The sequence below is a fragment of the Campylobacter concisus genome, assembly GCF_002913765.1.
Classification (GTDB): domain Bacteria; phylum Campylobacterota; class Campylobacteria; order Campylobacterales; family Campylobacteraceae; genus Campylobacter_A; species Campylobacter_A concisus_BB.
In genome coordinates this window covers 125,307-149,351 of record NZ_PPCH01000025.1, presented here as the reverse complement: position 1 = coordinate 149,351, position 24,045 = coordinate 125,307, and the positions used below count along the sequence as shown (strand labels likewise).

General features: G+C 40.7%; 27 protein-coding genes, 1 tRNA gene and 1 pseudogene. 19 read left to right on the top strand and 10 right to left on the bottom strand.

Annotation, left to right across the window (positions count from 1 at the left end; translation table 11 throughout):
* Nucleotides 1–331 precede the first annotated feature (331 nt).
* From CYO89_RS07510 to rpsT, 3 genes are all read right to left on the bottom strand, one after another.
* Nucleotides 332–751 (bottom strand): TOBE domain-containing protein, encoded by a 420-nt coding sequence (locus CYO89_RS07510; protein ID WP_009295093.1) that lies wholly within the window; start codon nucleotides 749–751, stop codon nucleotides 332–334.
* Between the two features lie 312 nt (nucleotides 752–1,063).
* Entirely contained in the window at nucleotides 1,064–2,131 is a 1,068-nt protein-coding gene (prfA, locus tag CYO89_RS07505) for a peptide chain release factor 1 (RefSeq protein ID WP_103597835.1), read from the bottom strand.
* Between the two features lie 14 nt (nucleotides 2,132–2,145).
* Complete coding sequence (rpsT, locus tag CYO89_RS07500; protein ID WP_004317319.1) at nucleotides 2,146–2,415, bottom strand: 30S ribosomal protein S20; 270 nt, start codon at nucleotides 2,413–2,415, stop codon at nucleotides 2,146–2,148.
* A gap of 157 nt (nucleotides 2,416–2,572) precedes the next feature.
* Between rpsT and glmM the strand changes: the two genes are divergently transcribed.
* The 6 genes from glmM (at nucleotide 2,573) to CYO89_RS07470 (ending at nucleotide 7,265) form a co-directional block, all read left to right on the top strand.
* Nucleotides 2,573–3,913 (top strand): phosphoglucosamine mutase, encoded by a 1,341-nt coding sequence (gene glmM, locus CYO89_RS07495; protein WP_021086624.1) that lies wholly within the window; start codon nucleotides 2,573–2,575, stop codon nucleotides 3,911–3,913.
* Nucleotides 3,906–4,358 carry a signal peptidase II gene (gene lspA / locus CYO89_RS07490; protein ID WP_103597834.1) on the top strand — a complete coding sequence of 151 codons (453 nt, stop codon included), beginning with the start codon at nucleotides 3,906–3,908 and terminating at the stop codon, nucleotides 4,356–4,358. Before glmM ends, lspA begins: the two co-directional genes overlap by 8 nt.
* A complete protein-coding gene (locus CYO89_RS07485) occupies nucleotides 4,348–4,710 on the top strand; it encodes an NINE protein (protein ID WP_103597833.1) in 363 nt (120 codons plus the stop codon). Before lspA ends, CYO89_RS07485 begins: the two co-directional genes overlap by 11 nt.
* Before the next feature lie 9 nt (nucleotides 4,711–4,719).
* Nucleotides 4,720–5,154 (top strand): CopD family protein, encoded by a 435-nt coding sequence (locus CYO89_RS07480; RefSeq protein ID WP_021086620.1) that lies wholly within the window; start codon nucleotides 4,720–4,722, stop codon nucleotides 5,152–5,154.
* Nucleotides 5,155–5,163: 9 nt separating this feature from the next.
* Nucleotides 5,164–5,709, top strand: coding sequence for a hypothetical protein (locus CYO89_RS07475; protein ID WP_103597832.1), 546 nt, complete (start codon nucleotides 5,164–5,166; stop codon nucleotides 5,707–5,709).
* A gap of 116 nt (nucleotides 5,710–5,825) precedes the next feature.
* Nucleotides 5,826–7,265 carry an acetyl-CoA carboxylase subunit A gene (locus CYO89_RS07470; protein WP_004317286.1) on the top strand — a complete coding sequence of 480 codons (1,440 nt, stop codon included), beginning with the start codon at nucleotides 5,826–5,828 and terminating at the stop codon, nucleotides 7,263–7,265.
* A 40-nt stretch (nucleotides 7,266–7,305) separates the two neighbouring features.
* Here CYO89_RS07470 and CYO89_RS07465 read toward each other — a convergent pair whose 3' ends face one another.
* The gene (locus CYO89_RS07465; protein WP_103597831.1) at nucleotides 7,306–8,235 is read right to left on the bottom strand and encodes a PQQ-binding-like beta-propeller repeat protein; all 930 of its coding nucleotides are present in this window, start codon (nucleotides 8,233–8,235) and stop codon (nucleotides 7,306–7,308) included.
* Between the two features lie 99 nt (nucleotides 8,236–8,334).
* On the opposite strand from CYO89_RS07465, the gene CYO89_RS07460 reads away from it, so the two are divergent.
* The 4 genes from CYO89_RS07460 to CYO89_RS10425 all read left to right on the top strand — a co-directional run bounded on the left by CYO89_RS07460 (nucleotide 8,335) and on the right by CYO89_RS10425 (nucleotide 11,064).
* Nucleotides 8,335–8,907: an SMI1/KNR4 family protein gene (locus CYO89_RS07460; RefSeq protein WP_103597830.1), complete on the top strand. Its 573-nt coding sequence runs from the start codon at nucleotides 8,335–8,337 to the stop codon at nucleotides 8,905–8,907.
* Nucleotides 8,908–9,037: 130 nt separating this feature from the next.
* Complete coding sequence (gdhA, locus tag CYO89_RS07455) at nucleotides 9,038–10,396, top strand: NADP-specific glutamate dehydrogenase (protein ID WP_103597829.1); 1,359 nt, start codon at nucleotides 9,038–9,040, stop codon at nucleotides 10,394–10,396.
* A gap of 326 nt (nucleotides 10,397–10,722) precedes the next feature.
* Nucleotides 10,723–10,851: a hypothetical protein gene (locus CYO89_RS10615; protein ID WP_258032550.1), complete on the top strand. Its 129-nt coding sequence runs from the start codon at nucleotides 10,723–10,725 to the stop codon at nucleotides 10,849–10,851.
* Nucleotides 10,852–10,890: 39 nt separating this feature from the next.
* Nucleotides 10,891–11,064: a hypothetical protein gene (locus CYO89_RS10425; RefSeq protein ID WP_181001908.1), complete on the top strand. Its 174-nt coding sequence runs from the start codon at nucleotides 10,891–10,893 to the stop codon at nucleotides 11,062–11,064.
* A 1,161-nt stretch (nucleotides 11,065–12,225) separates the two neighbouring features.
* Here the strand turns inward: CYO89_RS10425 and infC are convergent.
* The 3 genes from infC to CYO89_RS07435 all read right to left on the bottom strand — a co-directional run bounded on the left by infC (nucleotide 12,226) and on the right by CYO89_RS07435 (nucleotide 15,478).
* Entirely contained in the window at nucleotides 12,226–12,744 is a 519-nt protein-coding gene (infC, locus tag CYO89_RS07450; RefSeq protein ID WP_103597828.1) for a translation initiation factor IF-3, read from the bottom strand.
* The gene (gene thrS, locus CYO89_RS07445) at nucleotides 12,741–14,561 is read right to left on the bottom strand and encodes a threonine--tRNA ligase (protein WP_103568693.1); all 1,821 of its coding nucleotides are present in this window, start codon (nucleotides 14,559–14,561) and stop codon (nucleotides 12,741–12,743) included. The genes infC and thrS overlap by 4 nt, the downstream gene beginning before the upstream one ends.
* A 341-nt stretch (nucleotides 14,562–14,902) precedes the next feature.
* Nucleotides 14,903–15,478, bottom strand: coding sequence for a YbaK/EbsC family protein (locus CYO89_RS07435; protein ID WP_103597827.1), 576 nt, complete (start codon nucleotides 15,476–15,478; stop codon nucleotides 14,903–14,905).
* Nucleotides 15,479–15,540: 62 nt separating this feature from the next.
* Here CYO89_RS07435 and ung point away from each other — a divergent pair, with 62 nt between their 5' ends.
* Complete coding sequence (gene ung, locus CYO89_RS07430) at nucleotides 15,541–16,227, top strand: uracil-DNA glycosylase (RefSeq protein WP_103597826.1); 687 nt, start codon at nucleotides 15,541–15,543, stop codon at nucleotides 16,225–16,227.
* A 7-nt stretch (nucleotides 16,228–16,234) separates the two neighbouring features.
* On the opposite strand, the gene CYO89_RS07425 is transcribed toward ung, so the two are convergent.
* Nucleotides 16,235–16,528 (bottom strand): hypothetical protein, encoded by a 294-nt coding sequence (locus tag CYO89_RS07425; protein WP_103597825.1) that lies wholly within the window; start codon nucleotides 16,526–16,528, stop codon nucleotides 16,235–16,237.
* 80 nt (nucleotides 16,529–16,608) lie between these two features.
* Here CYO89_RS07425 and CYO89_RS07420 point away from each other — a divergent pair, with 80 nt between their 5' ends.
* The 4 genes from CYO89_RS07420 to CYO89_RS07405 all read left to right on the top strand — a co-directional run bounded on the left by CYO89_RS07420 (nucleotide 16,609) and on the right by CYO89_RS07405 (nucleotide 20,389).
* Entirely contained in the window at nucleotides 16,609–17,139 is a 531-nt protein-coding gene (locus tag CYO89_RS07420) for a pyridoxamine 5'-phosphate oxidase family protein (protein ID WP_103597824.1), read from the top strand.
* Nucleotides 17,140–17,159: 20 nt separating this feature from the next.
* The gene (locus tag CYO89_RS07415) at nucleotides 17,160–18,326 is read left to right on the top strand and encodes a replication-associated recombination protein A (protein ID WP_258032561.1); all 1,167 of its coding nucleotides are present in this window, start codon (nucleotides 17,160–17,162) and stop codon (nucleotides 18,324–18,326) included.
* Between the two features lie 40 nt (nucleotides 18,327–18,366).
* Nucleotides 18,367–18,882, top strand: a complete 516-nt coding sequence (locus CYO89_RS07410) for an ATP-dependent DNA helicase RuvA (RefSeq protein WP_103597822.1) — start codon at nucleotides 18,367–18,369, stop codon at nucleotides 18,880–18,882.
* Nucleotides 18,883–18,970: 88 nt separating this feature from the next.
* A complete protein-coding gene (locus CYO89_RS07405; protein ID WP_103597821.1) occupies nucleotides 18,971–20,389 on the top strand; it encodes an alanine/glycine:cation symporter family protein in 1,419 nt (472 codons plus the stop codon).
* Between the two features lie 45 nt (nucleotides 20,390–20,434).
* Here CYO89_RS07405 and CYO89_RS07400 read toward each other — a convergent pair whose 3' ends face one another.
* Both CYO89_RS07400 and CYO89_RS07395 read right to left on the bottom strand, forming a co-directional pair.
* Complete coding sequence (locus CYO89_RS07400; RefSeq protein WP_103597820.1) at nucleotides 20,435–21,748, bottom strand: Ig-like domain-containing protein; 1,314 nt, start codon at nucleotides 21,746–21,748, stop codon at nucleotides 20,435–20,437.
* A 245-nt stretch (nucleotides 21,749–21,993) separates the two neighbouring features.
* Nucleotides 21,994–22,069, bottom strand: a tRNA-Val gene (locus tag CYO89_RS07395).
* A gap of 224 nt (nucleotides 22,070–22,293) precedes the next feature.
* Here CYO89_RS07395 and CYO89_RS07390 point away from each other — a divergent pair.
* From CYO89_RS07390 to CYO89_RS10415, 4 genes and pseudogenes are all read left to right on the top strand, one after another.
* A complete protein-coding gene (locus CYO89_RS07390) occupies nucleotides 22,294–22,731 on the top strand; it encodes a cytochrome c3 family protein (RefSeq protein ID WP_103597819.1) in 438 nt (145 codons plus the stop codon).
* Nucleotides 22,728–23,432, top strand: coding sequence for a cytochrome c3 family protein (locus CYO89_RS07385; RefSeq protein WP_103597818.1), 705 nt, complete (start codon nucleotides 22,728–22,730; stop codon nucleotides 23,430–23,432). The genes CYO89_RS07390 and CYO89_RS07385 overlap by 4 nt, the downstream gene beginning before the upstream one ends.
* Nucleotides 23,432–23,785: a hypothetical protein gene (locus tag CYO89_RS10420; RefSeq protein ID WP_181001907.1), complete on the top strand. Its 354-nt coding sequence runs from the start codon at nucleotides 23,432–23,434 to the stop codon at nucleotides 23,783–23,785. The genes CYO89_RS07385 and CYO89_RS10420 overlap by 1 nt, the downstream gene beginning before the upstream one ends.
* A 74-nt stretch (nucleotides 23,786–23,859) precedes the next feature.
* Nucleotides 23,860–24,045, top strand: a pseudogene (locus CYO89_RS10415) (helix-turn-helix domain-containing protein); the annotation flags it as partial.

Genomic DNA, 24,045 nt, shown 5'->3' with positions numbered 1-24,045 from the left:
TATTAAGCATTATAGGGTAATTTATTAAAATTTGCAATTTAATTTTTATAATTAAATTTTATTAAAGCTAATTATGAGTGGGACGTAGTTTGGTAATATTTAGTGAGATTAAATTCATTTAAATTTGACTTTAGATTTACGCTAAATAGGCATTTAAAGTAAATTTGGCATAAAGTTTGGAATTTTTATTTTTAAATTTACAAAAATAAGTATTAATTAAATTTTGTATTTTAAAAAATTTATGAGAAATTTTAGAGCTTGATTTTAGATATTAGCTTAAGTTTAGAAATTAGTTTAAAAGGAGAGGATCGGAGCAAATTTGCCCCGAAAATTATTTAACGCCAACTATGATTTGAGTTGCTTTGATGATAGCAGTTACTTTGTCGCCTGCTTTTAAAGCTAAGTTATGAACTGACTCTCTTGTGATGATAGCTGAAATTTTGCTGCCGTTTGCATCAATGATAACCTCAGCATTTACAGCGCCGTCTTTTATCTCACTAACAACGCCTTTGATTTGGTTTGTTGCGCTAAGCTTGATGCTGTCGTCTTTTGAAACGATAACGCTTGAAGCTTTGAATAAAAATATAGCTTTTTTACCAACCTTAAGATCAAGAGCTTTCTCACTATCAACTGTAATAGTTGCTTTTAGCACCTCACCACCTGCTAGTTTGCCAGCTATTAGCGAATTTACCGCACCTGTTCTTACTTCTGATATCTCAACATTTAGTTGATTTCTTGCACTTAGTGACATATTTTCTCCTTGTTTTGATTTAATGTTTGGGTATTATAGAGTATTATTATTAATGCGAACTTATGATCAATTAATAAATTTTTTTAATATCACAAGTAAAGATTTATAATTTACCAAAGCCCAAAATATCGCGCTAAATGAACTAAAATCTAAAAATTTAATTTAAATTATTTTTGAAAAAATATATAAATAAATATTATTTTTTATTATAAAACAGACAAACTAAGATCGTTTCAAGATCAGATGACTTTAGATCTTAGTTTGTAGATTTTTGATTTTTAATGATTTGGTAAGAATTTATAAATTTTGCGCTTAGATGCCAGCCTCAAGCATAGCTTCTGCTTGATAGTGTGTGATAAGCGGCTCGATGATCTCGTCAAATAATCCTGCAGCCATGATCGCATCAAGGCGGTAAAGTGTTAAATTTATGCGGTGATCGCTTATTCGGTTTTGCGGGTAGTTATAAGTTCTTATCCTGCCTGAGCGGTCGCCAGTGCCGACCTGACTCTTGCGCTCACTAGTCTCTTTAGCAAGTCTCTCTTGCTCTTGCATCTCGTAAAGTCTAGCTTTTAGCACCTTCATCGCAGCTTCTTTGTTTTTGTGCTGGCTCTTGCCATCTTGGTTTGTGACAACAAGTCCTGTTGGTATGTGGGTGATCCTAACGGCACTATCAGTTGTATTTACTGACTGACCGCCGTGACCAGAGCTTCTCATAACATCAACTCTTATATCATTTGGATTGATCTCGATCTCGCTGTCTTCAACCTCTGGCATGATAGCCACAGTCACAGCCGAGGTATGCACCCTGCCCTGACTCTCAGTCTCTGGTACACGCTGAACTCTATGTGTGCCACCTTCAAATTTTAGCCTAGAGTAAGCGCCTTTGCCCTTTATAAGCACGATGATCTCTTTAAAACCGCCAGTGTTGCCTTCGCTTTGGCTAACGATCTCAAATTTATATCCTCGAAGCTCCGCATATCTAATGTAAGCGTTAAAAAGATCTCCAACAAATAGTGCAGCCTCGTCACCACCGGTGCCTGCGCGAATTTCTAAAAATATATTTTTATCATCGTTTGGATCTTTTGGAAGAAGTAAAATTTTAATCTCTTCTTCAAGCTTCTCTCTTGAAATTTCTAAATTTTTAAGCTCATCTTTTGCAAGTTCGCCAAGCTCAGAGTCCTCAAGTAAGACTTTATTCTCTTCGATGTCGTTTAGAATTTGTAGATATTTTTTTGCAGCAGTTGCGACTGGTTCGATGGATGATTGCTCTTTTGAGAGCTTTGTCATCTTTTCGATATCGTTTGCTATATTTGGATCGCTTAGAAGCGTAGAAATTTCATCATAGCGATCCAAAAATGGATGAAGTTTATCAGCAAACATTAAAATTTAATAGATTAAGCAGCTTTTAGAGTATTTACTAATTGAGCAAGGCGACTAACGCGACGAGCAGCAGTTTGTTTCTTCAAAAAGCCTCTACTTACGAAGCTGTGGATGCTTTTGTTAGCAACTTTTAAAGCTTCATTTGCAGCATTTAGATCTTTAGCTTCTACAGCTACGCGCACTGCTTTTGTTATATTTTTAAGTCTAGTGCGGTAAAATCTGTTTCTTTCTGTTCTTTTTATAGTTTGTCTAGCTCTTTTTTCAGCAGATTTATGGTTTGCCATAATATACCTTTTTTGATAATTTTAGTCCGTGATTATATGAAAAATATATTTAATTGTAACTGAATTTAAGTCAGCTTTAAAACAAATAAAATTTTAGATTTTAAATTTGATAATTTCTGATAAAATAGCACCATTTTATAATAAAAAGGATAAATTTATGAAACTTTTTGGAACAGACGGAGTTCGTGGTAAGGCTGGCGAAAAGCTTTCAGCTCAAACATCTATGCGCCTTGCAATGGCTGCTGGAATTTACTTTAGAAAGACCTCAGCGACAAATGTGATTTTAGTCGGAAAAGATACTAGAAAAAGTGGCTATATGATAGAAACCGCCATCGTTGCAGGGCTAACTGCAGTTGGCTACAACGTCCTTCAAATAGGCCCTATGCCAACACCTGCGATCGCATTTTTAACAGAAAATATGCGCTGTGACGCTGGCATAATGATAAGCGCCTCACACAACCCATACTACGATAACGGCATCAAATTTTTTGATAGCTTTGGCAACAAGCTTGATGAGACGATAGAGGCCGAGATAGAAAAAATCTTCTACGATGACGAGCTCATCGCAAATGCCCAAAAAACGATGACAGAGATCGGCGCAAACAAGAGGATCGACGACGTTATCGGCAGATATATCGTCCAGATCAAAAATTCATTCCCAAAAGAGCTAAATTTAAAGAATTTACGAGTAGTTTTAGATGTGGCAAACGGAGCTGCTTACAAGGTCGCACCAACTGTATTTAGCGAGCTTGGAGCTGATGTCATCGTCATAAACGACGAGCCAAATGGTAGCAACATCAACCAAAACTGCGGTGCGCTTCACCCAGAAGATCTAGCAAGCGAGGTAAAAAGGCTTCGTGCTGACATCGGCTTTGCATTTGACGGCGATGCTGATAGACTTGTCGTTGTCGATGAAAACGGCGAAGTTGTGCATGGCGACGCGATACTTGGCTCACTTGCAGCATTTTTACACGAGCAAAAGGCACTAAAAGGTGGAGCCATCGTGGCTACGGTGATGAGTAATGCCGCACTTGATGACTATCTAAAAGCTCACAAGATCAAGCTACTTCGCTCAAATGTAGGCGATAAATACGTACTTGAGATGATGAAAGAAAATGGCATAAATTTTGGTGGCGAGCAAAGCGGTCACGTGATATTTAATGACTACGCTAAGACTGGCGACGGCCTTGTTACTTCGATGCAAGTCGTTGCTATGATGCTTAAAAAAGGCAAAAAAGCTAGTGAAATTTTTGGCGAGCTAAAGCCGTATCCGCAAATTTTGCTAAATTTAAAGATCACAGAGAAAAAGCCGCTTGATAAGATAGAGGGGCTAAAAGAGCTTGAGGCTAGCCTTGCAAAAGAAGGCATAAGATCGCTCTTTAGATACTCTGGCACTGAAAATTTGATCAGGCTTTTGCTTGAGGGCAAAAATCAAACTTTAGTTGAAAAACGTATGGATGAAGTTGAGAAATTTTTTGTAAAAGCCCTAAATGCGTAAAAGCTTGGTTAAATTTTTCATCGCGTTTTTTCTCATTTTTATCGTTGATCAAGCGATAAAGATGATATTTATAGATGGTTTTTCGTGGAAGGGCGAGTTTTTCTCACTAGTTCTTACATATAATAAGGGCGTTGCATTTTCGATGTTTGCCTTTTTAGATGAGTGGCTGAAATTTATCCAGATCGCCCTCATTTTAGGCGTTTTTGTATATCTAGTCGTTGAAAAAAAACTGCTTTGCTCGCATGCCATTTGGCTTGGAGCTTTGCTAGGAGCTGGCAGCTCAAACATCATAGATAGATTTATCCATGGCGGCGTCGTGGATTATGTCTTTTGGCACAAGTGGTTTAACTTTGCGGTCTTTAACTTCGCTGACGTGATGATCGATCTTTGCGTCGTGATGATACTTTGGCAAAGTTTTAGAAAAAGGAGAGAGAGTGGGAAATAATATCTACGTCGCATACGCACTTTGGCTACTTACTGGCTGGCTTGGAGCGCATAGAATTTATCTTGGTAAATTTATCACTGGCTTTTTGATGATGGGGTTATTTTTCGTTGGGTATGCTACGCTTTATTTTATTATAGGCATACCATTTTTAATCATCTGGGGCATTTGGTGGCTTATAGATGCATTTTTGGTTGGCGCTTATGTAGAGAAAAATTTACAAAAGGCCGAGCTAAAAGAGAGGCTAAAACTAAAAGATAAAGAGGACGACTTAAAAAGGCTTTACGAGCTTTTTGAGAGTGGTGCGATCAGCAAGGCTGAATTTGAAGCTAGAAAAGAGATACTTTTTAGATAAGGAGACGTTATGGCAGAATATTATCTTTACTTAAAATACCTCCACTATTTGTTTTTCATCTCGTGGATGGCAGTGCTGTTTTATCAGCCAAGGCTCTACGTTTATCACGTAGAAAATATGGACAAGCCAGACTTTGTAAAAGTGGTCGAGGTGATGGAGTACAAGATGTATCACTACATCGGCTGGGTCGCACTCATCGGCTCATTTGTCACTGGTATATTGATACTTATCGCGATGCCTGATCTTATAAAAACTGGTCACATCCATGTCAAAATTTTAGTTGTCATCATTATGGCTATCTATCACCTAGACCTTGGACGCTACATGAAGCAGCTCAAAGAAAAGCGCTGTAACAAAAGTGGCATCTTCTTTAGAGCTTACAACGAAGTGCCAACTATCGCGATGCTCATCATCATCTGGGTAATGATAGTAAATCCATTTTAAAGGAATTTGATGAAGAAATTTTTAGCATTTATCGCTTTGCCAGCGCTCTTGCTCGCGGCTACTCAGTATTTTGAGCCGATGCAGATAAAATTTGACAACAGACTCTACTCGCTAGCAAGCTCAGCCAAGCCTGTGCCAAATTTATTCACGCAGGAGTACTTGCTCCCTGGTGAGAAACTAGATAGTTTTAGCTATATGCTCTCGCTAAATACCCTTAAATTTGACGCTACGCCAGAGCAAGCAGTCGAGCAAAAGATAAATGATCTAAAAGAGCTAAAGACAAAAGGGCTAAAAGTAGCTTATAAAAAGGGCTCGATGGCAAATGAAATTTATCTTGATATCACGATATTTTCAAACCTAAATGGCACTCCAACAGCCGAGCACTCGATATATCGCTACACCAAACAAGGCGGAAATTTAGTCCTTTTTACCATCCAAAGGCGTGCTTATAAAAAAGAGGGCATTCAAAGATTTGCTACAAATTTCACGATCGAGTCGCAAGATTTTAGCAAAAAAGCCCTGGCCACACCTTTTCCACAGATCGTTAGCAAATAAAGAAATTTGAGTGTAAATTTAACCTTTGCACTCAAATTTTAAAACCAGACTTAACAAATTTATCTAAAAATAAAACGAATAGTTATATGATAAGAAAAACTCAAAAAGGATAGCCTATGATACATAAAATTCTTATCGCAAATCGTGGTGAGATCGCAGTTAGGATAGTCAGAGCTTGTAGGGATTTACACATCCAAAGCGTAGGAATTTACACAGCGCCAGACAGCGAGTGCTTGCATGTCAGGATCGCTGATGAGGCCTATCAAGTGGGTGAAGATCCGATCAAAGGCTATCTTGACGCCAAAGCGATCGTAAAGCTTGCTAAAGAGTGCGGAGCTGATGCGATACACCCAGGATACGGCTTTCTAAGCGAAAACTACGAATTTGCAAAGGCAGTCGAGGACGCTGGGCTTATCTTCATCGGTCCAAAGGCTGAAGTCATCAAGAAAATGGGCGATAAAAACATCGCTAGATATCTGATGAAGAAAAACGGCATACCGATAGTGCCAGGCACTGAAAAGCTAAATGATGAGAGCATGGATGCCATAAAAGAGCACGCTAGGCGCATCGGCTATCCAGTCATCTTAAAAGCAAGCGGTGGTGGTGGTGGCCGCGGTATCAGGGAGGTCTGGCAAGAAGAAGATATGCAAGATGCCTTTGAGTCGTGCACCAGAGAGGCAAAAGCATACTTTAACAACGACGAAGTTTTTATGGAGAAGCTTGTCGTCAATCCTCGCCACATCGAGTTTCAAATTTTAGGCGATAACTACGGCAACATCATCCACCTTTGCGAGCGTGACTGCTCTATCCAAAGGCGCCACCAAAAGATCATCGAGATCGCACCTTGCCCATCGATCAGTGAAAATTTAAGAAAGATCATGGGCGTGACCGCAGTGGCTGCAGCAAAGGCTGTGGGCTACTCAAACGTAGGAACGATCGAGTTTTTGCTAGATGACTACAACAACTTTTACTTCATGGAGATGAACACCCGTATCCAAGTGGAGCACGGCATCACTGAAGAGATCACAGGACATGACCTGGTCGTTAGACAGATAAGGATCGCAGCTGGTGAAATTTTAGAGATAGAGCAAAGCGACATCAAACCACGAGGCTACGCGATAGAAGCTAGGATCACGGCTGAGAATGTCTGGGAGAATTTCATCCCAGCACCAGGCACGATCGAGGGCTACTACCCAGCCCTTGGCCCATCTGTGCGCGTCGATAGCCACGTCTATAAGGACTACACCATACCGCCATTTTACGACTCACTTATCGCAAAACTGATCGTCAAGGCGACTGATTACGATCTAGCTGTAAATAAGCTTGAAAGAGCACTTGAAGAATTTACTATCGAGGGCGTGCGAACGATCATCCCATTTTTGCTAACGATCAGCAAAAGTAAGGAGTTTAGAAGAGGATTTTTCGATACTAGCTACGTCGAGAAAAACTTAAAAACTATCCTTGAAAACACCTATGATGATATGAACAAAGAGCCAAACGACGACCTAGAAGAGGTCATCGTAGAGGCGATAAAAAGATATAAAAAGAAGAGGTAAATTTATCTCATTATGGCTTTGGCGATAAATTTCGCCAAAGCTAAATTTCCGCGCAAACTGCGTAAATTTTAGCTCCGTCATTTGCCACAGCGTAGAGCCTGCCACCGCTTACTAGCATGATCTGATCTGCGCTAAGGCTAAATTTCTCAAACTCTATCTCTTTTAACAGCAAGCCATCTTTGGCGCTTATCAAAACTGGCATATTTTTGCGGCTTGCGAGTAAAATTTGATCTTTGATACAAACAAAATGCTCCGTGCCACTGGTTTTAAACTTAAACACCACCTCGCCACTTTTTGCATCCACGGCGTATAGATCTCCGCCCTTGCCAGCGGTGCCAAAGTAAAGCACTCCCTCACGCAGGCAAACTGGCGTGTAGAGATATGCACCAAGCTTTAACCGCCAGATAGTTTTGCCTATCCTTGCGCCCTGCTCTTTGGGCGGCAAATTAGCGTTTAAATTTTCATCTTTTGCTTCGCTTTTGAACTCTGTACCGTCCAAAATTTCTTTGCACTCCATCATAAATGGCGAGCTCATGCGCACGCAAAAGCCATCAAATTCATACGTTTTAGCGTCGTTATATATCTCTTTTACAGGCTCCTTAGCAACGCCAAGCTCGCTCATCAGCCCGTCACTTATCTTTATAAGCTTTGCTGGGGAGTTTATGTAGCCCTTGTAGTATCTAGTATTTAGCACGAAGTAGCCATTTTCTGGGTAGCAACGCGCATTGCTGGCTATAAAAATTTCGCTTTGTTTGTAGGTTAGCACTGATCTTTTATGCTCGCTAAAGTCGCGTGAAAATGTATCTAGTAGCACGTAGTTTGGCGTTAGTTTTTGAGCTATCTCTGGCTCGCTAGGCACGCCAAAAGCAAAATGCACAAATGCAATGCGCCCATTCATCTCGTAAATGCCAGTCACGCCGTGCCCGCGAAACTCCACGCCAGGCATATCAAGAGGATATGATCTAACCACGCTAGCTCCTTAAATTTATGGCGATTATAACCCAAATTTAAAAGCACACTGGACTAAATTTGATAAAATTTGCCAAATTTAGCAAATTTAAGGAGCGATATGTTTTTAAAACTAGACGAGATCGCTAGAAAACTAGATCAAATTTTCTTGCCACTAGAGCAAGAGGGCATAACTGGTATGAGACTTTTGCCGCAAAAGGATGCTTTGGCGTTTATGCAAGCACAAAAGAGCCTTGGCGTAAATTTCCCAGCTAAATTTACAAAGCTTTTAAGCAAATTTGAGCTTGACAACTTTGAAATTTGCAATGTCAGTTTTGGCAGTAAAGGCGACTACGCGAGCGAGCTAGTGCGCCTAAATAGCGTAGATGAGTTTGGTGGCAAATGGTGGCAGGGTGAAGCTCGCCCAGCAAATTTGATAGTTTTTGCCGTGGGAGATCCTTGGATATTTTTGCTTGATTGCACGAGTGGCGCGGTCTATGCGTGGCTACTTGAAGATAAAAAGCTTTGCAGCAGACGCGTTGCGAGTGACTTTGAAAAATTTTTCATAGCGCTTGCCAGCACCTATATAGCAAGGCTAAATGACGAAACCCTACCATCAGCCGAGCATTTCCTAAATTTTGTCCAAGCAGACGACGTGGCACTTCCTTTTTGGCAAGAGATGGCGCAAATTTAGTAAATTTTATAAATTTAGTTTCGATATGTAACACTCATTGCCCAAAATAAAAATATTAAAATATCTTTAAATAAAAATTTTTTCTAGCCGAGCTAATATTTAACTACAAAAAAAGGAAAAAGGAGCAAAAATGAGCGAGTACATCGAACAAACGATGGAATGGATAAAGAAGACCAATCCAGGTCAAGGTGTCTTTGTCCAAGCTGCGACTGAGGTTTTAAACAGCCTAGAGCCGCTTATCAAAAGAGAGAGCAAGTACCAAAAACACGCGATCCTAGAGCGCATCGTCATCCCTGAGCGCACGGTGATCTTTCGCGTGACATACACGGGCGATGATGGCAGACCAAAGGTAAATAACGGCTACCGCGTGCAGTTTAACTCAGCCGTTGGCCCATACAAGGGCGGTCTAAGGCTCCACCCAAGCGTCGATCTTGGCGTGCTAAAATTTCTTGGATTTGAGCAAATTTTCAAAAACTCGCTCACTGGCGTAAATATCGGTGGCGCAAAAGGCGGCAGCACATTTGATCCAAAGGGCAAGAGCGAGGGCGAGATAATGCGCTTTTGCCAAGCATTTATGAGTGAGCTTTACCGCCACATCGGCAACACCGTGGATGTGCCAGCAGGCGACATCGGCGTGGGCGCTAGAGAGATCGGCTATATGTTTGGTCAGTATAAAAAGCTAACTGGCAGGTTTGATGGCATCCTAACTGGCAAGGGGCTAAACTGGGGCGGCAGCCTAGCGCGTACAGAGGCTACTGGATACGGACTAGTATATTTCACACAAAACATGCTAAAAAAAGCTGGTCTATCACTTGAGGGCAAAAAATGCAGCGTCAGCGGTAGCGGAAACGTAGCCATCTACACGGTCGAAAAGCTCTATCAAGCAGGCGCACTGCCTATCACCGTCTCTGACTCAAACGGATATGTCTATGACGCTGAGGGCATAGATCTAGCGGTACTTAAAGAGCTAAAAGAAGTAAAACGCGCTCGCCTTAGCGAATACACCAAATTTAGACCGAACGCAAAATATGTAAGCGTGAGCGAATACAAAGAGGGCAGAAACGGCGTCTGGGACGTGCCATGCGACGGGGCCTTCCCATGCGCGACACAAAACGAGCTTCACCTAGCTGACATAAAAGTGCTTTACGCAAATGGCTGCCGCTTCGTGGCTGAGGGCGCGAACATGCCAAGCACGCTTGATGCGATAAATTTCATGCTTGCGCAAAAAGACTTTCACTTTGCTCCAGCAAAAGCAGCAAATGCTGGCGGCGTGGGCACAAGCGGACTTGAGATGATGCAAAATGCCGGCATGACTTCGTGGAGCTTTGAAGAGGTCGATCGCAAACTTCATGGCATCATGAACCACATCTTTGAGCTAAGCTACGAAACGAGTAAAGAGTTTGGCGATGAGGGCAACTTGGTGCTTGGCTCAAATATCGCTGGCTTTAGAAAAGTGGCTGATGCGATGATAGATCAAGGATATGTGTAGGCTGATTTGCTCTGTAAATTTACGTCCAAGTTAAATTTGGACGTAAATCGATACGAGGCAGGCTATGGTTTTTAGGCAAAATAGAATTTGACTTTTGTGTGGCAAATTTTACTAGCAAGCTATCAAATTTACGCAAGCTTGAAGCATTTTATGCGGTGCATATAGAGCGTTCGTTTTCGACAAAATTTTGCTGGTGTGGCAGATATAAATTTGAAGCTTGACTAAATTTCACTAGGGTGGTGAGCAGATCACTATTTTTAGAGCTTTTAGTATAAATTTTGTCAAAACAGCCGATATGGTGGAGTGGCGAGGTTTGAGCAGTAAAATTGAAAGTTTTTGCCGTGGAGCATCCTGTTGATATTTTGCTTGATTACACGAATGGTGCGGTCTATGCGTGGCTACTTGACGACAAGAAGCTTTGTAGCAGGTGTGTCGCAAACGAGAAATTTTCATAGCGCTTGCAACTTCGACATAGTAAGGTAAATGACAAAATCTTGCCAGAGAATGAGCAAAACCTAAAATTTCACAAGCAGATAACAGAGCATTTTTGGCAAGAGATAGTTAAATTTTATAAATTTAAGCCACACCTAAATTTCTCTTATCAAATTTTGCTACCACATAAAACAAAAGCCATCAAATCCTTTGCAAAAAGTATTTTAAAGCGATAAAAACTACTCGCATTTTTACAAGAAAAACCAAATTTCACTTATTAAATTTAACCAGCTATTAGGCAAAATTTAGCTCAAAAGCACTCGCATAAACACTACAAATATCGAATTTACTCAAAAAGAAGCTTTCATTTTTACTCTAGTATGTGGCTCTCACCCAGTCAAATTTCTGTAAAGCATCCATGCGAGCGATAAAAAAATAGAACAAATTCCAGCAAGCAAAAATTAAAATTTTATAAATTTAAGCTATAAACAAAGAAATTTCTTGCTAAATTTTGCTCCAAATAAAATAAAAGCAGTCAAAAGATTTGCAAAGGGCACTTATTAAAGCTATATTTCTCTCGTCAAGTTCAGCAACCTACTAGATGAAATTTAGCTCACGGCACTCGCACACGCACCATAAATTTATAAACTCACAAGAAGTTCAAATTTACTTTATTAGATGGCGTTTGCTTGGTCAAATTTCAATAAATCACTCGTGTAAGGGTTGGCAGAAAAAAGGTGTGATAAATTTTGGTAAGCGAAAATTAAAATTTACTGTATTTAACCCACAAATAAGCAAATTTCTCATCAAATTTAGTCACCACATAAAAAGTATTATTAAAACAATATTTCTCTTGCCAAATTTAGCTAGTTCATAGGCAAAATTTAGCTTAAAAACTCTCATGCAAGCATATAAAAAAAGAAATTTAAAAACCCACAAGAAGTTTTTAGGCACAGCGCTTTTGCAAGTGACAGTAAGATAATCAAATTCGGACAAGATAATTTAAATTTTGCTAAATTTAAGCAACAAATAATCAAGTTTCTTACCAAATTTAGCCTACAATTAGACAAAATTTGGTTTAAAACACCCACGCAAACACTAAATATTTGCAAGCTCACAAGAAAGTCAATTTGTCTAAATTATTTTCAGCACAACGTCTATACAAGTGATGTCAAAGTATTAAAATCCAGTAAGTAAAAATCAAAATTTACTAAATTTAAGCCGCGTCTAAATTCATACTACAAAATTTAACCACAAGCCACATCGGCCCAGCAAACGCCCTTGCGTAAATTTAACACATATAAAAATGATAGAATTTTTGAAAATAGTTATTTGTGAGTTTTTGTATTAAAAATTTAATGAAAAAGAGCAAGCCCTAGCCTGCTCTTTGTGAAAATTTAACCCTTTTTTGGAGTTACAAGCATATTTACATAACGACCTTCTATTATAGGCTCTTTGTCGCGGTCAGCCTCATCTTTGATCATCTCCCAGACCTTCTCAAGCATGGCTACGCCAGCCTCTGGGGTGCTCATCTCGCGACCCTTTAAAAATACACGAAATTTAACGTGTTTGCCATCTTGCAAAAACTCGCTTGCGTGTTTAACCTTGTAGTTTATATCGTTTTGGGCGATCTTGACAGAGAGTTTTATCTCTTTTATCTCGATGGTTTTTTGCTTTTTCTTAGCCTCTTTTTGCTTTTTCTCTTGCTGATAGCGGAATTTACCATAGTCCATTATCTTGCAAACTGGCGGCTTCGCGTCTGGCGCTATAAGCACTAGATCAAGCCCAAGCCTATTTGAGATCTCTAAAGCCTCTTCTCTTGAGATGACACCGTATGCCGTGCCATCATCCCCTACACATCTTACCTCTCTCGCCCTTATGTCCTCATTGAGCAATACTTCATTTTCCTTACTCAAAAATGTACCTCACTAAGTTTCTCCTTCGTTAAATTTATAAATTCCGCCAAGCTCATATCGCTCTGCGTCCTAGCCTGTCTATCGCGCAATGCAACGCTCTTGTTCGCTACTTCGTTGTCTCCTAGCACGACTATCATAGGCACCCTTTGTTTTTCTGCCGTTCTTATTCTCTTATTTAAACTCTCATTTTTACTTGCGATCTCGCTATCGACGTTGATCTTTCTTAGCTCGCGTGAAATTTCTTTTGCGTAGTCTAAATGCGCGTCGCTAATAGGCACGATGACGACTTGCGTAGGAGCTATGAAAAATGGTAGCTCGCCAGCAGTGTGCTCAAGTAAAATTCCTATAAATCTCTCAAAACTACCAAGCAATGCTCTGTGAAGCATTACGGGGCGCTGTCTTTCGTTATTTGCATCGATGTAGCCTAGATCAAAGCGCTCTGGCAAGTTAAAATCGACTTGTATCGTGCCGCACTGCCACTTTCTCTTAAGCGCGTCAGTTATCTTAATGTCGATCTTTGGTCCATAAAATGCGCCGCCACCCTCGTCGATGCCGTATTTAAAGCCATTTTCATCAAGAGCTTCTTTTAGCGCTTTTGTAGCAGTATCCCAAATTTCATCGCCACCGATCGCTTTGGCTGGCTTGGTTGATATCTCCATCTCATAGTGGAAGCCAAAATTTTCCATTATCGTGCCAGCAAATTTTAAAATTTCTAAGATATTTTCTTTGATCTGGCTTGGCATACAAAAGATATGTGAGTCATCTTGTGCAAATTCACGCACCCTGAAAAGTCCGTGAAGCACGCCGCTTTTCTCATGGCGATGCACGACGCCGTACTCGAAAAATTTAAGCGGCAAGTCGCGGTAAGAGCGGATATCGCTTTGATAAACTTTGATGTGACCAACGCAGTTCATCGGCTTGATGCCATACTCTGTCTCATCGATCGTTGTAAAGTACATATTTTCTTTGTAGTTTGCGTAGTGACCGCTTCTTCTCCACACATCAGCCTTTAAAAGCTCAGGACCTCGCACTGGCTCGTAGCCGCGGTCACGGTGAGCTTTGTATAGAAGTTGCTCTAGTTTTGATCTTAAGCGTCCGCCATTTGGTAGCCAGATAGGCAAACCGCCACCCACTTCTTCATCAAATGTAAATAGCTTCATCTCGACGCCAAGCTTTCTGTGATCGCGCTTTTTAGCCTCTTCGATGATGCGGATGTGCTCTTTTAGACTCTCTTTGTCTGCGTAAGCTGTGCCGTAAATTCTAGTTAGCATCTCACGGCTCTCATCACCGCCAAGATATGCCCCAGCCACGCGTGTAAGCTTGAAGAATTTTAAAAATTTAGTATTTGGCACGTGCGGTCCGCGGCAAAGGTCTTCAAAATCGCCTTGTGCGTAGCTGCTCACTTCGCCATCTGGAATTCTTTTTAAGACCTCTTGTTTAAGATCGTCGTTTTTAAATTTCTCACTCATATTAGCTTTAGTTGAGCAGGTTTTAACGATGTCAAATTTCTTCTCAGCAAGCTCTTTCATCTTATCTTCGATCGCTGCTAGATCGCTCTCACCTAGCTTCGTGCCCTCATCATCAACTCTAAAATCATAATAAAATCCATCTTCTACGTTTGGTCCGACAAAGAATTTCGCCTTTGGATAGAGTGATTTGATAGCTTGTGCCATGAGGTGCGCACAGGAGTGTCTGATAACGTGTAGTGCCTCTTTTGAGTTGTCAAAATAGATAGGCTCAGCACTACTTTCACGCCCTGCGATACTTTGAGTATCGACTATTTCGCCATTTAGTTTGTATGCGATGATATCGCTCATTGTTTTTCCTTATATCAAATTGTCTTTTTTACGATAAAAGAACGATTAAGGATTTTATCAAAATGGGCTTTAAGCTAAACTTAATAATTGCTAAGCAAATTTTTATAAATTCTTTTTAAATTTAATGAAATTTGAGCCAAAATTTTTGGATTTTAAAATATATTTTTTTATATATAAAGATAAAAATCCCTAAAATATGCATATTTTATCAATATAATTTATTATACTTTAAGATTATCCCTGATAATATTTGCTCTTGAAATGAATTTAGCAATTTCTCGTCTTTGCATTACTTAAATTCATTTTTCTCCCGACAAATTTAGTGCTAGGAAGTGGTTAGCCTAGCACTTTTCTTTCACAAATTTTACAAGAGTTGGTCTTACTATTTTGGCATAGTCTTTTGCGTTTAAGATGAGCGATCTATCAAGAAGTCCTGCATTAAAGGCGATCTCCTCGTTTCGCTCTAGCAAACTCTCATCCACAACAAGGTGCAAATTTTTATGAAAACTAAATGGTGGAACCGAGCCAAAAACGCAATCAGCAAGCGCTGTAACCTCCTCTGGACTAGCAAGGCTCGCTCTTTTACCATCAAATTTTTGCGTAAGCGCGTCAAGATCAGCCTGCTCATCCGCTGGCAAGACAGCGAGCAAGTAAATTTTACCAGCCTTCATCGCTGGCTTTTCGTCATCTAGCAAGTAGCCATCTAGCACATTTTCATCTTTAAAAATTTCTCTAAATTTAGCTTCATCTACGCCCTTTATAGAGCATACCAGCGCCTTTGCGCCCTGACTCATCTTAGTGCCTCTTATCTTAGCGACCTCCTCTGAAGTCCTCGCACTCTCATGCTCTATCACTCTAAATTTCGCCCCATTTTTGCTAAGAAGCTCGTGGATTTTATTAAAAATTTGCTCTGACACAGCTCTTTCCTTTGGATAAATTTAGTTAAAATTATAGCGCTAAAACAAAAAAGGGCAGGAAAATGCAGATAAATTTAGATGACGTAAAGATCGAGCCAAGCTGGAAAGAGGTGCTAAAAGATGAGTTTTTGAGTGAAAATTTCGCTCGCATCAAAGAGAATTTCTTAAAAGCAAAGAGCGCTGGCGTCGTCTATCCACCAAGTGGGCTTATATTTAACGCATTTAATCTAACGCCATTTCACGCCGTAAAGGTCGTCATCCTTGGACAAGACCCATATCACGGCGCAAATCAAGCCATGGGGCTAAGCTTTTCAGTGCCAAGTGGCGTGAGAGTGCCGCCAAGCCTTGTGAATATTTATAAAGAAATTTACGCCGATCTTGGCATAAAAGAGCCAAATAGTGGCGATCTTACAAAGTGGGCAAGGCAAGGCGTGCTGCTTCTAAACTCGACTTTAAGCGTTAGTGCTGGAGCGGCAAATTCTCACGCTGGCTTTGGCTGGCAGGGCTTTACAGACGCCGTCATAAGAAAGATTAGCCAAAATTTACAAAACGTAGTTTTTATGCTCTGGGGCAACCCAGCCAAGGCAAAAGCACCGCTTATAGACGCTAGCAAGCACCTCATCTTAGAAGCAGCCCACCCAAGTCCGCTAGCTCGTGGGGCATTTTTTGGCTGCAGGCACTTTTCAAAGGCAAATATCTACCTAGCAAACCACGGCAAAACGCCCATAGAGTGGGACTTAAACGCTTAAGTTTGAGCTATTTTTTAAGCTCACTAAGAAGTTTATTTACCTTTTCAAGCTCGCTTTTGCAAAATTTCTCATCGTTATTTTGCATTATCATCGCCTCTTGGCCGCTTTGCCTTTGCTTAAACTCATCAAATTTAAGCTCAAAAAGCCTTAGCGCCTTCTCATCGCTTGCAAGCTTCTTGCTCTCTTTGGCGTAAAGCTCATCAAGATAGAGTCTACTTTGCTTGACATACTCCTTGCAAACCTCGCTTGCACCAAATAAATTTACGCCCAGCAAAAGGGCAAAAATGGCAAATTTTTTCATATTTTTCCTTGAAATTTTTGCGTTATACTAGCCTTTAAGCACTTAAATTTTAAAATATTTTGCAAAAAAAAGGATGAAAAATGAGGCGAAAAGATAGAGAGCTTAGTCGTGAAGAGGCGCTTGAGATCATCGATAACTGCGAATACGGCGTGATCTCATGCGTGGATGATGAGGGAGAAATTTTTAGCGTACCGATCTCGCCTGTTAGGGTTGGTGGGAGCATTTTCATCCACGGAGCGAACGCTGGTAGCAAGGCAAAACTGCTTCAAAATGGGCGAAAAGTGGAGTTTGTCTGCGTGAGCTTCAACAAAGTCCCACACCTAAATGATAGCGAGCTAGAAATGATAAAAGACGACGGCAAGGCGCTTGGCGGCAAGGTCTTTACGACTGAATATAAAAGTGCCATCGCAAAAACAAGAGCCTACGAAGTGACAGATGAAGCAAAAAGATATGAAATTTTAAAAATTCTCAGCCAAAAATACACCGCCTACGCGATGAGCACCTTTGACGTGGCGGCCGAGTATGGGCTAAAAAATATGAAAATTTACGAGCTAAAGATAGAGAGCCTTAGCGCAAAGGCCAAAATTTTGCCAAAAGCGGTAAAGGAGTAAATTTGAACTCACTTGCACTGATGTTTAGACCAAAAAATTTGGATGAAATTTGCGGTCAAAAGGCGGTTAAAGCGTCCTTTTTAAAATTTATAGCCACAAGCAAGATACCGCACTCCATATTTTATGGTCCAGCAGGCTGTGGCAAGACGAGCTTTGCAAGGGCTGTGGCAAGCGGTGCAAACTACGACTTTTACGAGTTTGACGGCGGAAATTTAAAGATAGACGACTTTCGCAAAATTTTAAAAAACTACGAAAACGCCCTAAACAAGCCACTCTTTTTCATAGATGAGATCCACAGGCTTAGCAAAACCCAGCAAGAAGCGCTACTCATCCCCATGGAAAACTACAAAGCCCTAGTCATCGGCGCTAGCACGGAAAATCCCTTTTTCACGCTAAGCTCAGGCATAAGAAGCCGCTCGATGCTCTTTGAGTTTAGACCGCTTAGCAGTGGCGACTTTGAGGAGCTTCTTGGCAAGATAAGAGAGCAAATTTCATTTAGCATTGACGAGGAGGCGAAGGAGTATCTTTTTAAAAGTAGCGGTGGCGACGCAAGGGCTATGCTAAATTTACTCGAATTTGCCATCACGCTTGATGAAAATGTGAGCCTAGAAAATTTAAAAATACTTCGCCAAAACGCCCTAAAAGAGGGAGCAAAAGAGGATGACACGCACTACGAGCTAGCAAGCGCTTTTATAAAAAGTCTGCGCGGAAGCGACGAAAACGCCGTCATATACTATCTCGCAAGGCTCATAGACTCTGGCGAGAGCGCTGACTTCATCGCTAGAAGGATGGCGATATTTGCCAGCGAAGACATCGGCAACGCAAACCCAAATGCACTAAATTTAGCCGCAAGCACGCTAAGCATCGTAAAAGAGATAGGCTTTCCAGAGGCTAGGATCATACTGGCTCAGTGCGCCGTCTATCTAGCTAGCTCGCCAAAGTCAAACTCCAGTTACAACGCGATAAATGCCGCCCTAAGATACGTGCAAAGCGAAGAAATTTTAAAGATCCCGCCATATCTAAAAAATCACACAAAAGAGAGCAAAGACTACCTTTACCCGCATGATTTTGGCGGCTGGGTCGAGCAAAAATACCTAGAAAAACCGCTCGTTTTTTACAAAAGCAAGGGCATAGGCTTTGAAAAAACGCTAAATGAGTGGCTAGAAAAGATAAGGTCAAAGGGCTAAATTTAGGCTTTACTCTTTTGAAATTTTAAAAGGTACGCGCATGAACGAGCAAAATTTAACATATATCACAAATTTAAATATAAAAGACGTGCCGTGGGCGAAGCTAAGCTGTAGTTACGGCACGGCGGAGCTTTTTGCGCAAATTTTAAACACACTTACAAAGGCTGTAAAAAAGAGCAAATTTGATGAAAAAGAGCTTAATGAACTGCTTGATGAGATAGTAGCTCAGTGCGAGTATCAAGAGACATTTTGGCACGCAACGCCCTTTGCGCTCGTTTTTTTGGTGCGAATTTATAAAAGTACGCTAGGCGAAAAAGACGAGGCAGCTAAATTTATCTCGAGTAAGCTTGAAGAGTTTTTTAAATTTATGCTTGAAATTTGCGAGAAGATAGAGCAGCTTGAGCATGCAAAGCCGCTTACTAAAATGGAGCAAATGCTAGAGCCAAAGTATCTCGAGATCATTGATCAAGACGAGCTAAGCTATGACGATAGGCTATTTTACAGCTTTTACTACTACTCAAGCATGGTTTTGCAGGACGCTTTTGTAAAAATTTAGCTTGGCTATGATTTTTTAGTAGTTAATTTAAATTTTATATTTATTCAAATATACTTCTCAAATCCAAATCAATCACGAAAGTTAAAAAATGCCTACAAATTTTGCTGAAATTTTAAATAACTGCGTTGAAAGTATAAATTCATTTCTCTGGGGTCCATACTTCCTCATCGCCCTACTTTGCGGCACTGGACTATTTTTCACTATTAGACTTGGCTTTGTTCAGATTTTTAAATTTAAGATGGGTTTAGGCGAACTTTTTGGAAATTTCTCACTTCACGGCGAGGCTGCTGGCAAGGCTGGTATGAGCTCGTTTCAGGCAGTAGCAACGGCGATCGCAGCGCAAGTTGGCACTGGCAATCTAGTAGGTGCGACGACAGCGCTTATCATGGGTGGCCCTGGAGCCATTTTTTGGATGTGGTGCGCAGCCTTTTTAGGCATGGCTACAAATTTTGCTGAAATTTGCCTCGCTCAAATTTACCGCACCAAAGATGACAGCGACCACACGATAGGCGGCCCAGCCTTTTACATAAGCCGCGGTTTAAAGGGCAAATGGGCGAAATTTCTAGCTGGATTTTTCGCTATCGCTATCATCATCGCGCTTGGCTTTATCGGCAACATGGTTCAAGCAAACTCCATATCAGACGGCTTTAGCGGCGCTTTTGGCATACCGCAGTGGCTAACAGGGGCGTTTTTGGCTCTCATTTGCGCGCTAATTTTCATAGGTGGCGTAAAGGCGATCGCAAGGGTCGCTGAAAAGATCGTGCCGTTAATGGCGCTACTTTACATCGTTGTTGGCGTGGTTATCATCGCTTTAAATTTTCACCAAATCCCAGAGGCGATCTCACTAATATTTAAAGCTGCGTTTAACCCTTCGGCTGCTTGGGGTGGGGCAACTGGAGCTAGCATCGCAGCTGCCATGAGATACGGCATCGCAAGGGGACTTTTTAGCAACGAAGCTGGCATGGGCTCAACTCCACACGCACACGCTGCTGCAAACGTCAAACACCCAGTCGATCAAGCTGTCCTTGGCATAATGAGCGTCTTTATAGACACCTTTGTCATCCTAAATATAACCGTTTTTGTGGTGCTAACCGCAAACGTCATCAGCTTTGAAAACGGCAAGGCAGTCTTTACTGGCATCACCTTGGTGCAAGAGGCGTTCTCGTCGCACATATTTGGCAAAACTGGCGGTTATAGCTTCGTGGCGATCTGCCTATTTTTCTTCGCATTTACGACGATCATTGGCTGGTACTACTTCGCTGAGATCAACGTGCGCTACCTTTTTGGCGCAAAAGCGGTTAAAATTTTTAAAATTTTAGTTGTTGTTTTTGTCTTTTTAGGCAGCTTGCAAAAGGTTGATTTTGTCTGGAGTTTAGCAGATATGTTTAACGGACTTATGGTTGTGCCAAATTTGATCGCCATTATCCTTCTAAGCCCAGTCGTGGCTAAACTTTTAAAAGATCACGACGTTGGCAAAGAGTACGACGTAAAAGAGTATTTGAAGTAAATTTAAGAGTGAGTGGAGAGAGGCCTCTCCACATTAAATTTATTATTATAGGTGGTCAGTTGGAGCGACAGTTATAGGCTCAAGTGGCATATAAAATGTCGTTGCTTGAGGCTCAGCATATTTATTGCCAGCCTCATCTACTGATGAAGCTTGGACTGTGTATTCAAAATCTCTATTATTTAAAACGCTACTTTCAACTTTCCAGTTGCCATCAGCATCTGCCTTGGCGCTTAGTTTCTCAACCACATGAGCTTCGTTGCCTTTCTCTACCCAAGAGTGACCAAAGGCATCATTATAAATAACCTCAGCTTTTGTGATGACTAAATTTATATCAGCAAATGGCTCTGCTTTGCCCTCGATAGTCGGTGAGAAGTCATATTGTTTATTGCTATCATACATTGTGTTATAGTGTGACAAGTCAGAAAAGTCATCAGTAGATATTTTTGTGATAGACAAGGTGCTATTGTCTGTATCAACAGTTATCTCTTGCGTGCTTGTAGCTTTTAGCTCTTCGCCATTTGCAGCTACTTTGCTAGCCTCGATAGTAAATTTATGATCTCCATCAGCTAAAGGCGAAGTTGGTGTGTATGACCAGTTGCCATCATTATCAGCAGTTGTCGTGCCAAGCAGTGGTGCATTTTCACCTTCACCATCAAATATGCTTATAGTAGCGTTTGAAGTAGCCTTACCTACTAAAGTTGGAGTATTATCATTTGTGATATGCAGACCTGTTCTTTGTGAATTTTCATGTTCTAAGATATTGCCCTCGATGTCAAGGTTGCTGCTTACTGCCTGATCTGTATTTCCAGTCACTACGTTATCATCAACTGCTGTGACAGATACTTCTAGTGGCTGCGAGAATATATTGTTATATACATTATCTATCGCAGCCGCAAGCGTATCAAGACTAAAGCCCTCCTCACTTGCGCCACCGCTTACATTTGTAAAAGCCTCTGCGCTAGCGTTTGCTTGAGAGCTTAGATCGCCAAAATTTGCACTTACGTTTGACTCATGACCGCCATTTGCAAAGCCAGCAGCGCCAAGGCTCACGCCATTCGAGCTTACTCCGCCTGCTGATTGAGTGCCTCCAGCTGCAGTCTCTTCAAGATCAGAGATATTTTTACCATTTAATAATTGCTCTTGTAGCGATGCTATCTCTTTGCCAGTCTCATCACTAGCATTTTCATTTTGTGTTTGTGCAGCTTGCACCTCGACCTTTACGCCGTCTTGCTCTTTTATGACCTCGTTGTCATAGATCACGTCGCCTGCTTTTAGAGTTCTTTGATTTCCATTAGCATCAACTGCGACGATGGCATCCGTGCCGATTATTGATTTTATTAATCCTTTAACTTTACTCATAGTTTTTCCCCTTTTTTATATTTTTATGTCAGCAATTATAAGTAAAAAATTTATTTTATAGCTATTGTACTTTGGTACAGTTGTGACATTTTAGAAATGTGAAGTTGTAAATTTTTGAGTTAAATTTAGTAAAAATTTGCTGTATTTTAGGGATTTAGTTTAAAATTTAAAAATGACAGAGTTACAAAAATATTTTTAAATTTTATTTTTTGGGTTTTTGTGTTTTGGAGAATTTGATATAAAAATGGTGGCCCCGAATGGACTCGAACCATCGACCACTACCATGTCAAGGTAGTGCTCTACCAACTGAGCTACGGGACCAAAGATTTGGGATTATATTTTATTTTCCATTTTATTTAGCTTAATTATCTTTTTCTTTAAAATTCAACTTCATAAAACTAGTCTATATTTTAGTACTCTAAAATATTATTAATGCAGATTTAATCAAGCAAGGACTATAATTTCATAAAAATAAGTTTAAGCAAAAATATTAGTTTTCCATTGAAATTTGATGTTTATAAAATCTTAAAAGAAAGGAAAAGGGTATGAATAAGCTTAAATTCATCGCTATTTTTGCCTGTTTATTTTCGCTTCATCTCTTTGGCGCCGATATGCCAAAGGGCGATCTAAACGTCACAAAAGTAGTAGTCTCTGATGAGCTAAGAGCCAAGTATAAGATCAAACCTCATCATGAACACCTAAGCCTTGACTGCGTTGATTGTCACCAAAACCAGGGCGATGATCCTAGCAAATTTAAAGCGATCGGCGACGCTGGCTGCCTATCCTGTCATAAGAGCAAAAAGCTCTTAGCCCAGAGGCTAAAATTTATGGATACTCTAAAGGCAAATCCTCACAACTCTGTTCACGATGGTCCGACTTTGTACTGCGACGAGTGCCACAACGAACACAAACCATCTACAAACATGTGCTCTGAGTGCCATGAACACGAGGTACCACAATGGATGAACGGAGTAACACCATGAAAATTTCAAAAAAATTACTAGCGCTTATAATCTTCATAAGCGGAATTGTTGGATTTTTAGTCGTTCTGCCAGTTCATTACGCGCTTGATGAGACGAGTGGGGATAAATTCTGCATCGTTTGCCACGAGATGGATCCTATGGTGATCGCCTACAACGACGATATCCACAGCGGCAAGGGCAAAACAGGTATAAAAGCAAGATGCGTGGATTGTCACATACCGCATGACAATATCGTAAAATACGCCCTAACAAAGGCAAAAAACGGCATTTTAGAGGGCTGGGTGCATTTCTTTGGCGATCCTAGCGCGATCGACTGGCACAAAAACCTCAAAAACCGCGAGCATTTCGTCTTTGACAACGGCTGCACAAGCTGCCACACAAACGTGATAGATAGCAACAACACTTCAGCGCAAGCTCAAAAGATGCACGCTCACTACAAAAAGCTCCTTGACACTCCTAAAGAGCTAAAATGTGTAAGCTGCCACTACGACGCAGGTCACAGCGCTGGCTTTAGAAACTATCTTGAGTATTGGAAGCCAACATATAAAATTTATGATAAGAAGATGCTTGAAAAGAGGATCGAAACTAAGCAAAAATTCTTCAAAGATGAGTACAAACCTACAAAAGACGAAGAGGAATTTTTAAAACAAAAGGCTGAAAAAGACGCCAAAAAACCAGTCGGCGGTGGCATGGCTGGCTGATGAAGAAGATCTTGCTGCTCTCAAGCGACTTTGAGCAAAATGTCATCCTAAATGCATCGCTTTACCGCTTTGGATTTAGGATGATGCAGCTAAAAAGCGCCAGCGAAGTCATCAAGGACTTTGAGTGTGGCAACAGATATGATCTATATGTTTTTGACGTAAAGGCTAGAAATTTAAACCTTGATCTGGTTAAATTTATAAGAGATAGCCAAAACATCACTCCCATTATGCTTTTGTTAGATGAGAGCGTCCCTAGCGTTTTTAAGAGGATTTACTACGCTAGGGTTAATGATTTTATCATTAAGCCATTTAGTTTTTATTTCATGTTTTTAGGCTTTGCAAGGTGCTTTTAGGCTCTAAATTTGAGCTAAATCTTTGACAAAAACTCCCAGTGTATAAGAAAATCTGATTTGACAAAAAAGAGAGCGAGCTACTTGAAATTTTATGCAAAAACTCGCCCCACGTCGTCACCTACGACGAGATAGATCACCACATATATAAAAACGAAACCTTGTCACAAGACCGCATAAGATCGCTCGTGCGAGAGATAAGAGCTAAGATACCAACTATCTGTCTAAAAACCGTGCGAGGCACTGGATATAAGGTGGAGTGA